Source organism: Microbacterium sp., assembly GCF_030149085.1.
Taxonomy (GTDB): Bacteria; Actinomycetota; Actinomycetes; order Actinomycetales; family Microbacteriaceae; genus Microbacterium.
This window is the reverse complement of record NZ_JASBSF010000153.1, coordinates 1-10,635: the sequence shown is the minus strand read 5'-3', so window position 1 is coordinate 10,635 and position 10,635 is coordinate 1. Positions and strand designations below refer to the sequence as shown.

Annotated in this window: 14 protein-coding genes and 1 pseudogene; 11 read left to right on the top strand and 4 right to left on the bottom strand. The window is 66.8% G+C overall.

Features of this window, described 5'->3' with window-relative positions:
* Positions 1-928: potassium transporter TrkG (locus tag Q1V87_RS06325; protein ID WP_300591329.1), on the bottom strand; the 928-nt coding region annotated here is incomplete at its 3' end.
* 104 nt (positions 929-1,032) lie between these two features.
* Here Q1V87_RS06325 and Q1V87_RS06320 point away from each other — a divergent pair.
* The 3 genes from Q1V87_RS06320 (at position 1,033) to Q1V87_RS06310 (ending at position 1,934) form a co-directional block, all read left to right on the top strand.
* Positions 1,033-1,440 (top strand): metalloregulator ArsR/SmtB family transcription factor, encoded by a 408-nt coding sequence (locus Q1V87_RS06320; RefSeq protein WP_300591328.1) that lies wholly within the window; start codon positions 1,033-1,035, stop codon positions 1,438-1,440.
* Between the two features lie 111 nt (positions 1,441-1,551).
* Positions 1,552-1,743, top strand: coding sequence for a helix-turn-helix domain-containing protein (locus Q1V87_RS06315; protein ID WP_195692293.1), 192 nt, complete (start codon positions 1,552-1,554; stop codon positions 1,741-1,743).
* A 92-nt stretch (positions 1,744-1,835) separates the two neighbouring features.
* Positions 1,836-1,934, top strand: coding sequence for an AURKAIP1/COX24 domain-containing protein (locus tag Q1V87_RS06310; RefSeq protein ID WP_003792170.1), 99 nt, complete (start codon positions 1,836-1,838; stop codon positions 1,932-1,934).
* 67 nt (positions 1,935-2,001) lie between these two features.
* On the opposite strand, the gene Q1V87_RS06305 is transcribed toward Q1V87_RS06310, so the two are convergent.
* Positions 2,002-3,315 (bottom strand): mechanosensitive ion channel domain-containing protein, encoded by a 1,314-nt coding sequence (locus Q1V87_RS06305; RefSeq protein WP_300591326.1) that lies wholly within the window; start codon positions 3,313-3,315, stop codon positions 2,002-2,004.
* 113 nt (positions 3,316-3,428) lie between these two features.
* Here Q1V87_RS06305 and Q1V87_RS06300 point away from each other — a divergent pair, with 113 nt between their 5' ends.
* Together Q1V87_RS06300 and Q1V87_RS06295 are read left to right on the top strand one after the other, a co-directional pair.
* Complete coding sequence (locus Q1V87_RS06300) at positions 3,429-3,719, top strand: glutaredoxin family protein (protein WP_300591325.1); 291 nt, start codon at positions 3,429-3,431, stop codon at positions 3,717-3,719.
* Complete coding sequence (locus tag Q1V87_RS06295) at positions 3,716-4,018, top strand: Dabb family protein (RefSeq protein WP_300591324.1); 303 nt, start codon at positions 3,716-3,718, stop codon at positions 4,016-4,018. Before Q1V87_RS06300 ends, Q1V87_RS06295 begins: the two co-directional genes overlap by 4 nt.
* Before the next feature lie 17 nt (positions 4,019-4,035).
* Here the strand turns inward: Q1V87_RS06295 and Q1V87_RS06290 are convergent, their stop codons facing one another.
* Positions 4,036-4,854, bottom strand: coding sequence for a tyrosine-protein phosphatase (locus Q1V87_RS06290; RefSeq protein ID WP_300591323.1), 819 nt, complete (start codon positions 4,852-4,854; stop codon positions 4,036-4,038).
* A gap of 31 nt (positions 4,855-4,885) precedes the next feature.
* Complete coding sequence (gene aspS / locus Q1V87_RS06285) at positions 4,886-6,229, bottom strand: aspartate--tRNA(Asn) ligase (RefSeq protein ID WP_300591321.1); 1,344 nt, start codon at positions 6,227-6,229, stop codon at positions 4,886-4,888.
* A gap of 57 nt (positions 6,230-6,286) precedes the next feature.
* On the opposite strand from aspS, the gene Q1V87_RS06280 reads away from it, so the two are divergent.
* From Q1V87_RS06280 to Q1V87_RS06255, 6 genes and pseudogenes are all read left to right on the top strand, one after another.
* Positions 6,287-6,787, top strand: coding sequence for a DUF6264 family protein (locus Q1V87_RS06280; RefSeq protein WP_300591320.1), 501 nt, complete (start codon positions 6,287-6,289; stop codon positions 6,785-6,787).
* A 93-nt stretch (positions 6,788-6,880) separates the two neighbouring features.
* Positions 6,881-7,522 (top strand): DedA family protein, encoded by a 642-nt coding sequence (locus Q1V87_RS06275; RefSeq protein WP_300591330.1) that lies wholly within the window; start codon positions 6,881-6,883, stop codon positions 7,520-7,522.
* Between the two features lie 67 nt (positions 7,523-7,589).
* On the top strand, positions 7,590-8,219 hold the full coding sequence (locus Q1V87_RS06270; RefSeq protein WP_228177865.1) for a histidine phosphatase family protein: 630 nt from the start codon (positions 7,590-7,592) through the stop codon (positions 8,217-8,219).
* Between the two features lies 1 nt (position 8,220).
* Complete coding sequence (locus tag Q1V87_RS06265) at positions 8,221-8,841, top strand: TlpA disulfide reductase family protein (protein WP_300591319.1); 621 nt, start codon at positions 8,221-8,223, stop codon at positions 8,839-8,841.
* Positions 8,838-9,590 (top strand): annotated as a pseudogene (locus tag Q1V87_RS06260) (cytochrome c biogenesis protein CcdA); the annotation flags it as partial. The gene Q1V87_RS06265 and the pseudogene Q1V87_RS06260, both read left to right, overlap by 4 nt.
* On the top strand, positions 9,574-10,635 hold a 1,062-nt coding region (locus Q1V87_RS06255), incomplete at its 3' end, for a cytochrome c biogenesis protein ResB (protein ID WP_300591318.1). The pseudogene Q1V87_RS06260 and the gene Q1V87_RS06255, both read left to right, overlap by 17 nt.

Sequence of the window (10,635 nt, the reverse complement as noted above, 5' to 3'; positions counted from 1 at the left end):
ATCGGGTCATCGCCGAGAGAAAGAACGACTGCATCGTCGTGTCGGCGGCATCCAGACTGCCGAGGGTCGCTGGGTTGTTGAACTCCAACCCCAAGAAGACGAGCCCGCCCACCACGAACAGTGTGGTCGTCGTGATCAGGGTGAGCTTGGTGTGGAGGGGCCACCGACGGATGTGCCAGAGCTCCCGCCGCAGCGCGAAGATGACGGGAAACCCGATCGAACCGAGGAAGACCCCGCCCATCAGGACGAGGAGGACCCAGTAGTTGTCGGCGAACGCACCGACCCCCTCGACGTTGGGGGTGAAGCCGGTGTTCGTGAACGCCATCGCGGCGTAGAACGGCGCCTCCCAGAGCGCGACGTTCCATTCGATGCCCGAGGCCAGCATCCCGGGATACAGCAGGACGGCGACGACGAACTCGATCACGAGGGTCGAGAGGGCCACCACCCGCAGTAGCGCGCCGATATCGCCCAGCCGCACGGTCTGGCTCTCATTGACCGGGCCGCCGTGGCTGCGCAGGGGATTGGTGTCGCTCGCGGCGATGAGCTTTGCCCGCAGGCCCAGTCGCCGCGAAATCACAAGCCCGAGGATGGAGGCGAGCGTGAGGACGCCCATCGCGCCGATCTGCACGCCGATGAAGATCAGGACATGCCCGAACGGTGACCAGTGCGTGGCCATGTTCACGGTTGCCAAGCCCGTCACACAGATCGTCGAGACCGCCGTGAACAACGCGTCCGCAAACGCCGTCACCTGCCCGTTCGCCGAGGCTATCGGCAGGGAGAAGAGCCCGGTGAAGATGAGGATCAGACCGACGAACACGAAGATCGCGAACCGCGACGGTGAGTTTTGAGCGACGGTGCGGAACAGCTCGAAGAGGCGGTGCCCCAGGGTGCGCAGGGGATGCGGCGTCGCACGCACGCCTTCGGACATCCCCACCCTCCCTGGTGTCTCGCTCGGTGGCTCACGCGGTAGCGTTGTCGGCCGGATCGCTCACTCATGCTACTGCCGGGCGCGCACGCGACTACCCTGAACACATGGCGGACATCTTCGACGTGATCGCAGACGGCACCCGGCGCGACATCCTGCGGCTCTTGCTCGACCGCGAGTCCGCGTCCGACTCGGGTACGAGTGTGTCCCAGATCGTGAGTGAGCTTGGTGTCAGCCAACCCACGGTCTCCAAACACCTGAAGGTGCTGCGCGATGCCCATCTCGTCTCCGTTCGGGAGGAAGGGCAGCATCGCTACTACAGCCTTTCGCCAGAACCCCTCGACGAGGTCGACGATTGGCTCGTCCCGTTCCTGACCACCGAAGACGACCTTGAGTTCGAGCTGCCCGTCGCACTGTCTGACTCTGCAGCGCACGCAGCCGAGGCGGTAGGCCGTGCCGCGGCATCCGCCAAGTACGCCGTCACCAACGCCTGGCGGAAGCTCCCTGGCCGGTAACCACTCACGTCACACGAGTCACACCGGTTTACACGCGTCTCGCGCAGGCTCTAGAGTGTTCGCTACCGCCGGCGCGTCGTTCCGGCGCGCTGGGCGTGGAAAGGGGAGGCCGTGGCAGAGCTGCCGGATGTGCGCTTCCTGACGGTCGCAGAGGTCGCTGACCTGATGCGGGTGTCGAAGATGACTGTCTACCGTCTGGTGCACAGCGGCGAGCTGCCGGCGGTGCGCTTCGGACGAAGCTATCGCGTGCCGGAGTCTGCGGTGACAGCAGCCCTTCAGCGGCCCATCGCTGACGTCGGCTAGACTGATCCGAGGCATTTTTCCATTCATGCCCGTTCCCGGGCGAGAACGCACGCCGCGTTCGACGCCCAGACCCCGACATTGTGAGGTTTTCCGTGGGTTCTGTCATCAAGAAGCGCCGCAAGCGCATGGCGAAGAAGAAGCACCGCAAGCTGCTTCGCAAGACTCGCCACCAGCGCCGCAACAAGAAGTAAGTTGCGGCCACCACACCAAGCGCCTGTCCGAGGGATGGGCGCTTCGTGTTTGTGTGGCCAGTTTGTCCTACCTTGCTGATTCCTCCGACGTCGGCGATTCGCGCCGGGCGTCCTCCGTGTCACCATCGGCGTCATCTGACGCGTCATCCTGAATCGGGATCGCGTTGGTGTATTGGGCGGCGCGCGCCTCGCCCTGCGCGCTCCCCGAGAACAGCCCCTCCACGGCGCCGGTATTCGTGCTTTCGGCCTCGGTGGCTTCGGCGGGCTGCGTGACCATGATCCGCTGCACGGGCAGGGCATCGGGATTGGTGCGTCGCACCCACGCGACCATCTCTTCGCGCACCAGACACCGTAGGTCGAACAGCGTCCCCGCGTTCGCGGCGGTGACCAGGATGCGTACCCGCACCATTCCGCCGGTGGCTTCGGTCACCTGGAGCACTGCCGTGCGTCCGTCCCACAACTCGGTCTCGCCGACCACGCGCTGCAGGTGCTCGCGCATGCGGGCGGTGGAGATGCGCCAATCCACGTCGAGCTCCACGGCTCCCAGCAGTTCGCTCCCCTTGCGCGTCCAGTTCTCGAAGGGCGTCGTGGTGAAGTACGTGCACGGCAACACGAGGCGGCGGTCATCCCAGAGGTCGAGGACGACGTAGCTGAGGGTGATCTCGCCGACGCGACCCCACTGGCCGTCCGCGACGACGACATCATCGACGCGCAGGGCCTCGCTGAAGACCAATTGGATGCCGGCGAACATGTTGGCGAGCACGGACTGTGCCGCAAGTCCCGCGACAATCGAGGCGATACCGGCCGATGCCAGAACGCTGGCGCCAAATGCCTGGATCGACGGGAACGTGAGCAGCGCCGCACCGATGGCGAGGATGACGATGATGACCACGGCGACGCGGCGGAGAATCAGCACCTGGGTGCGGATGCGTCGAGCGACGCGGTTGTCGGGCACATCGATCCGGTAGTGGCCGAGCGCCATCTCGGTGGCAAAGCGCACGAGCTCGATCAGCAGCCACGCCGCCGCCGCGATGGAGCCGATAGCCGCAGCGCGATCGATGACGGCATCCCACGCCGCATTCTCGGCGGCGTTGCCGCCCGCTAGCCCCAGCGGGAAGTAGCGGTCGATGGCGATCCACAGGGCAATGATCAGGATGATCGTGCGAAACGGCCGCCGTACATAGCGCACAAAGCTCTGGCCCCATGACCGTCGCCGGAGCGCGAGCTTCACGATCCCCGAGACGATCACGGTCAGCACCAGCGCGGACACGACGGCGACGACAACGGCAATCGCAAAGGTCAGCCAGGGTCCGAGGGTCGCTGTCGTCGCATCGACGACGTCTGTCGCGCTCTGCCAGTCGTGCGGGCGCAGGTTGAGCATCCGTTCTCCCTCCGGGGCCTTCGTCCACGCTACGGGGCGCACCGGGTGTATCCGAAGCGGGGCGCCAGGAACACAGGAGGCTCGGAGGATCGCCGCCGCCGTACGATGGCAGCGTGACGACAGTGACTCTCATCGGCCGGGACGGATGCCACCTGTGCGATGTCGCGCGGGGCGTGATCGACCACGTTCTCGCCGATCTCCCCGACGAGCAAGCCGATGCGGTGACCGTCACGGAGCTTTCCATCGATGACGACCCGGCGCTCGCGGAGCTGTGGTGGGAGAAGATCCCGGTCGTGCTCATCGACGGTGACTTTCACGCGCATTGGCGCCTCGACGCTGCACGGTTGAGTGCGGCGTTGGAGAAAGCGGATGCCGCGCCCCGAGCCCAGGAGGTGTCCCGATGACGTTGCGTCATGTCGTGATGTGGACGATGGCTGCAAGCGATGCCGCCACGCGCGCGGAGCACGCGGCCGAGGTCGCGCGGCGGCTGAACGCCCTGGTCGGGGTCGTTCCCGAGATCCGCGCGTTGTCGGCCGGTGCCAACAGCGAGTATCCAGACGTCAATGCGGATGTCGTACTCATCATGGATGTCGACGATCTCGATGCCCTCGAGGCCTACCAGGTGCATCCGGCCCACGAAGACGTCGCCGCTTTCATCCGCAGCGTCGTGGCATCCCGTCACGCCGTCGACTTCGTCATCTAGTCGCGGCGCTCGCGGCCCTAGACGAGGCGCCGCCGCAGGGCGTCGAGTTCGGCATCCGTCAGTCCACCTGAGCGCAGGTAGCCGGCAGCGCCGTCGTGGTTGGCGTCTACCCACTCCAACGCGGTCAGGATCGCGACCGGCGGCGTCGCGGCGACGAGATCATCCAGTGCGGGTGTGCGGGGGAGCCCCATGGCCTGCAGCATCCCGAACATGCGCTCGGTCCAGGGGCCAGCGAGGTTTCGCTCCGAGGAGGCGTAGTCATCGACGATCGCGGCTCGTTCCACGCCGACGGCGTCAAGGATGAGCGCAATCGCGACGCCTGTGCGATCCTTGCCGGCCGTGCAGTGCACGAGCACGGCGCCGTCGGATTCGGCTACCGTGCGCGCCGTCTCGGCGAAGGCGCTCGCGCCGTGCTGCAGCATCGAGACATACAGATCGGGCAGTGAGGGGATCTGGGCCAGGGCTGCCTCGATCGCGCGGGATACGGCCTCGGGATCACTCTGCTGCGATGCGGAGCGCAGCACCTCCTGAGCCAGCCCGGCCATCGCTCCCTCAAGCACGCCGAGCTGAACGACGCGCGGGGGCCGCGTCGCAGGCAGGATGTCGGGCCCCATCTGACGCTCCATGTCGGTCCGGAAGTCGATGACGACCTCGATGTCGCTCGCGGCGAGTTGCTCCAGACCCCGAGGTGTCAGGCCGCTGAGGGCGTCCGACCGGTACAAGACCCCGGCCCGCGTGCGATCACCCGACCCCAGGGGCAAGCCGCCGATGTCGCGAAAGTTGTGTGTCCCCTCGGGGCGCACGGGTGAGAGATCGGATGCCGGAGCTGCGGTCATCCTCCCAGCGTAGGCGTGACCGGCACCCGGCTCAGGGCGCGAGGCGCGTGGGGCCGCGGAAGAGGAACGTCACCTCGCGGATGGAGGATTCGCCGAGTAGCAGCATCAGAAGGCGCGCGAGGCCCATCCCGAAACCGCCGTGCGGCGGGACGCCGTAGCGGAAGAAGTCGAGGTAGTGCTCGAGGCCTGCGACATCCAGACCCTTCTCGGTGGCCTGCGCCTCAAGAACCTCGACGCGGTGCTCGCGCTGCGCGCCCGTCGTGATCTCGGTGCCGCGGTAGAGCAGGTCGTAGCTCTTGGTCATCCCGGTCTCGGGGTCACGCATGTGGTAGAACGGCCGGATCTCGGGGTGGTAGTCGGTGACGAACACGAAGTCGTGGTCGTACGTCTCTTTCACGTATGCCGACAGCTGACGTTCGCCTTCGGGGTCGAGGTCGCCGTCAGCGCGGGGGATCTCGTACCCGCGGGAGGCGACGATCGACCGGGCCTCGGCAAGGGGAATGCGGGGGAACGGCAGCGTCGGAACCGTGACCTCGAGCCCGAACAGCTCTTCGATTTCAGCCCCGTGCTTTTCCTTCACAGCCGCGATAGCCGTCTGCAGCAACTCTTCCTGCATCCGCGCGACGTCTTCGTGCGAGTCGACCCAGCTGATCTCGGCGTCGATGGAGGTGAACTCGGTGGCGTGACGGCTCGTGAAGCTCGGGTCGGCACGGAAGGCATCAGCGATCTCGAACACCTTGCCAAAGCCCGCGGCCTGCGCCATCTGCTTGAAGTGCTGGGGGCTCTGCGCCAGATACGCGGTCTGGTCGCCGAAGTATTCGAGCTGGAACAGCTCAGCCCGCGACTCGGCGGGGCTCGACATGAGCTTGGGGGAGTGGATCTCGATGTAGTCGCGCTCGATCCAGTAGCTGCGCATCGCGTGCTCAAGCGTGGTCTGCACGCGGAAGATCAGGTTGTTGCGGGCCTGACGCAGGTCGATGAAGCGCCAGTCCATGCGCTTGTCGAGCCCGCTGTCTGCGGCGATCGGGGTCTCGGGGTCGGATGCCGCGGCGATCTCGAGAGTGTGGATCTTGATCTCGACGCCCCCGAGCTTGACGCGCTCGTCGTGCTTGAGCTCCCCCGTCACGGTCAGGAAGGTGCCCGTCGACAGCGCCGAGATGGTCTCGGTGAGGGCAAGGGCTGCGCGAGCCGCGTCGTCGGCATCCTCCGACAGCTCCCGAGTAGCGGGGTTCACCAGCTGAACGGCGCCGGTCTCATCGCGCAGGACGACGAACTGCACCTTCTTCTGATCGCGCACTGTCTCGACCCATCCGGAAACGGAGACGGTGCCCGCGGGCAGTTGCTTGAGCTGGTTGACCAGGACGCGTTCACTCACGAGCGCCCAGTCTACGGGCCGGTGCGCCGCGAACCGCCTGCGCCCTAGGATGGGCCCGTGAGCGACCCGAAAGACCCCGTCTTCCGCATGGATCCGAGCTCGTTCCGCGTGCAGGAGCCCGAGCGGGCCGAGCACGCCGACGTGCCGAGCGAGACGGATGCCGCAGACGAGGGCGCCGCGGGCGATTCCGCCGAATCCGCGACGCCGGTCGCCCCTCGCCCCCGCAAGCCCCGCCGACCCCTACGGTGGGCCGATCTCATCGTCTCGATCGTGCTGCTTCTGCTCTTGGCGGCAGCAGCAGTGACGGCATCCGTTTTCGGGGCGTTCCTGACCTTCGCATCGGACTCGTGCTCGCCGACCGGGTGCAACTTCAACGTGATGACCATCGGCATCTGGGTTGCAGTGCTTTCCCCATGGGTCGTATACCTCGTCGCACTCGCCGGCTCGATCGTCATGATCGTGCTGCGTCGGATCTCGTTCTGGATCCCGATCACCGCCTTCGTTCTGATGGTCGCGCTCTGGCTGATCGGTGCCGTCCTGGTCTGGGCTGGTACCTGACCCGAGCCGTCCTACACAGGCAGCGTCCAGCCCGCTGTAACCTCGCGGCCGTACCGTGGTGGGGTGCACACCGCGACAGCAGACGGCTCCTGGATGACGCACCTCATCGACTGGTCGGTCTCGCTCATGGAGATCATCGGGCCCGCAGGTGCAGGTCTTGCGATCGCGCTCGAGAACATCTTCCCGCCGCTGCCGAGCGAGGTGATCCTGCCGATGGCGGGTCTCTCGGCCAGCCGCGGGTCGTTCTCTCTTGCGGAGGCCCTGATCTGGACGACCCTCGGCTCGGTCGTGGGTGCCTTCCTGCTCTACGGGATCGGCGCCTGGCTCGGCGTGGACAGACTGCGCACGATCGCGGCCAAGGTCCCGCTACTGCGTCCGGATGACATTGATCGCACTGTCGCGTGGTTTCACCGTCACGGTGGCAAGGCGGTCTTCTTCGGGCGGATGGTGCCGATCTTCCGCAGTCTGATCTCGATCCCGGCGGGCGTGACCCGCATGCCGCTGTGGAAGTTCGGCCTGTTGACCGTCGCAGGCAGTGCCTTGTGGAACACGATCTTCGTACTGGCCGGGTTCTTCCTCGGTGAGGCCTGGCCCGTGATCGAGCGGTACGCCGACATCCTGCAGTACGTCGTGATCGCCGCGGTGGTGGTCGGGATTGCGTGGTTCCTCGTCGTTCGCATCCGTACGCTTGTGGCCGACCGGCGCGCAGGGGATCCCAAGCCCTCCGCGGACTGAGCCCTCGGTCGCAGAGCAGCGAGCGCTCTCAGCCCGCGCAAAGCGAACCCCCACGTAGACTGAGGATGTGCCCGCTGACCGTGTCCATCTCGTGCGTCACGGGGAGGTCTTCAACCCGAATCGGGTCCTGTACGGACGGCTCCCCGGCTACGGGCTGAGCGAAGACGGACGGCGTATGGCGCAACAAGCGGCGGCCTGGATCGGCGGGCTCGAGCGCCCGCTGGCATCCCTCATCGTGTCCCCGCTGCAGCGGGCGCAGGAGTCGGCCCAGCCCTTCATCGACCGTTTCGGTCTGCGGGCCACCACCGACGAGCGCGTCATCGAGCCGACCAACGTCTTCGAGGGAAAGCGCATGAAGCGCGCCCTGATGAACCCGCTGAACTGGCGGTACCTCGCTCGCCCCGCGGTGCCCAGCTGGGGTGAGCCCTACGCGCAGGTCGTCGCCCGCATGGATGCCGCGATGACGGATGCCTGGGGTGAGGCAGACGACGGCGACGTGGTCGTGGTCTCCCATCAGCTCCCTATCTGGGTGACCCACCTTGCAGTTGCCGGGCTTCCGACGCAGCACGATCCGCGGCACCGCCGGTGCGCGCTGTCGAGCGTGACGAGTTTCGAGCGGTCAGCCGACGGGTGGGTCGAGGTCGACTATGTCGAGCCCGCAGCGACATCGGGCGCCATCGACGTCGGGGCGGTGTGACGTGACGATTCGCCGTGGCCGCGGGTCGGCATCCGTCGCTCTCGCGCTGGTTGGCGCCCTCGCGGTGGGCGGAGTGCTCGCCGGGTGCACCGCCGATCCGCTCGCCGACCAGTACCGGGCGGGTGACAACAAGGGCTTCATCGCGCAGAACGGAATGGAAGCCGTCGCGATTCCCATCGACCAACGCTCCGCGCCGCTGAACTTCTCGGGCGTCACCGATACCGGCGAGACGGTGACCAGCGAGGACTACCGCGGTCAGGTGCTCGTGGTGAACTTCTGGTACGCCGCATGCGCGCCGTGCATCGTCGAGGCGCCCGAACTCGAGGCCGCCTACGAGGAGGTCGGCGGGCCGGATGTCGCGTTCCTCGGCCTGAACACCGCCGACGAGGCGCCGACGGCGCGATCGTTCGCCGAAGACAACGGCGTCAGCTATCCGAGCCTCATCTCGGTCGGCGACCGCGAACTCAAGCTCGCGTTCGCGGACGCGACCCCCTTGAACGCGACCCCCGTCACGCTTGTCATCGACCCCGAAGGCCGCGTCGCTGCTCGGGTCATCGGCGCGCTCTCGAGCTCGTCCATCCTCACGACCCTCGTGAAGGAAACGCTCGCGGAGAACGGATGAACGTCACCGACCTGATCGGAGGGGGAGCCCTCTGGGTTGCCGTCCCGATCGCGTTGGCGGCGGGCGTCCTATCCTTTCTCTCGCCGTGCGTGCTGCCTCTGGTGCCCGGCTATCTCGGGTTCATCGGTGGCTCAGTCACCTCGACCCGCAACGACCAGGGGATCGCGGTCCCGAGCCGGGCGCGTCTCCTCGGCGGGGTTTCGCTGTTCATCGCCGGATTCACCGTCGTGTTCATGGCGATCACGATCCTCGGTGGTGCGCTCGGCCAGTTCTTCCTCCGGTATGGCGACCTCATCACCCGCATCCTCGGTGGTGTCATCATCCTGCTCGGCCTCGTCTTCATCGGGCTGTTCGGCTTCGCGCAGCGCACGATCAAACCGCAGGTACGCGGCAATATCGGCCTCATCGGCGCCCCCCTGCTGGGTCTCGCGCTCGGCCTCGGCTGGGCTCCGTGCATCGGCCCGACCCTGGCCGCGATCACCGCGCTGTCCTGGAATTTCGGCGACCCCGGGCGGGCGGCAATCCTCGGTCTCACGTACTCGCTCGGACTCGGCATCCCGTTCGTGCTGCTCGCGCTCGGCCTCGGCTGGGCGACCACCGCCGTCACGTTCCTGCGACGCCACATTCGCGTCATCAACATCACCGGCGGCATCCTGCTGGTGCTGCTCGGCATCCTCATGCTCACCGGCGTCTGGACGACGCTCATGATCTCGCTCCAGGGGGTGCTCATCAATGTCCCCCTCCCGCTCTGTTGTCGTGACCGTCGATCCGCTTCGCCCCGCCGATCACGCCGATGCTGCGGCCGACAGCATGGATGCCGGTGGTCCGGCCCCCGCCAACACCGTCAACTCGCCCGCGCTCGGCGTCGTCGGATGGGCGCGGTGGGGATGGCGCCAGCTCACCAGCATGCGCACGGCGCTGCTCCTGCTTCTGCTGCTCGCAATCGCGGCGATCCCGGGGTCGCTCGTACCCCAGCGCAGTGCCGATCCCAACGGCGTGACGCAGTACTTCACCGACAACCCCGACCTCGCGCCGATCCTCGACGGGCTCCAACTGTTCGACGTCTACACGTCGGCCTGGTTCTCGGCGATCTACATCCTGTTGTTCATCTCGCTCATCGGATGTGTCATCCCGCGCACGCAGCACCACTGGAAGGCGCTGCGGGCCCGGCCCCCGCGCACTCCTGCACGTCTCGAGCGGCTCTCGACGTATCGCGAGACGTTGATCGAAGGGGCGGATGCCGACCCCGCAGCCTATGCGGCCGACGCTGTGGCTCTCGCCGAGCAGCAGCTGCGCCGCGGTGGTTACCGCACCGAGCGGTACGACACCGATCGTCGGGGCGCCCCGAGCTTCAGTGTCTCGGCAGAGCGCGGCTACCTGAAAGAGACCGGGAACCTCATCTTCCACGGCGCGCTCGTGGGCGTTCTCATCGCGGTCGGAGTCGGCGGAGGCTTCACCTACACCGGCCAGACCGTCATCATCCAGGGCGACACGTTCACGAACGCGCTCGTTGATTACTCCTCGTTCAACCCCGGCCGCTTCGTCGACGAGAACTCCCTCGTTCCCTATGCGATAACGCTCGACGAGTTCAGCGTCAGCTACGTCGCTCCCGACGAAAGCGGCGCCGGTCAGGCCGGAGACTTCGTCGCGCGACTCACCACCCAACGCGCAGGCGAGGACCCGACAGCCGGAGAGGTGCGGGTGAACCATCCGCTCGATGTCGCGGGCGATCGAATCTTCCTCATGGGCAACGGATACGCGCCGACCATCACGGTTCGCGCTCCCGACGGCGAG

Excerpts from the sequence above, each read along its gene's own strand:
- Q1V87_RS06320 (WP_300591328.1), top strand. The coding sequence starts at position 1,033 with ATGGCGGACATCTTCGACGTGATCGCAGACGGCACCCGGCGCGACATC.
- Q1V87_RS06295 (WP_300591324.1), top strand. The coding sequence starts at position 3,716 with ATGACGTTGCGTCATGTCGTGATGTGGACGATGGCTGCAAGCGATGCC.
- Q1V87_RS06305 (WP_300591326.1), bottom strand. The coding sequence starts at position 3,315 with ATGCTCAACCTGCGCCCGCACGACTGGCAGAGCGCGACAGACGTCGTC.
- Q1V87_RS06290 (WP_300591323.1), bottom strand. The coding sequence starts at position 4,854 with ATGACCGCAGCTCCGGCATCCGATCTCTCACCCGTGCGCCCCGAGGGG.
- Q1V87_RS06275 (WP_300591330.1), top strand. The coding sequence starts at position 6,881 with ATGACGCACCTCATCGACTGGTCGGTCTCGCTCATGGAGATCATCGGG.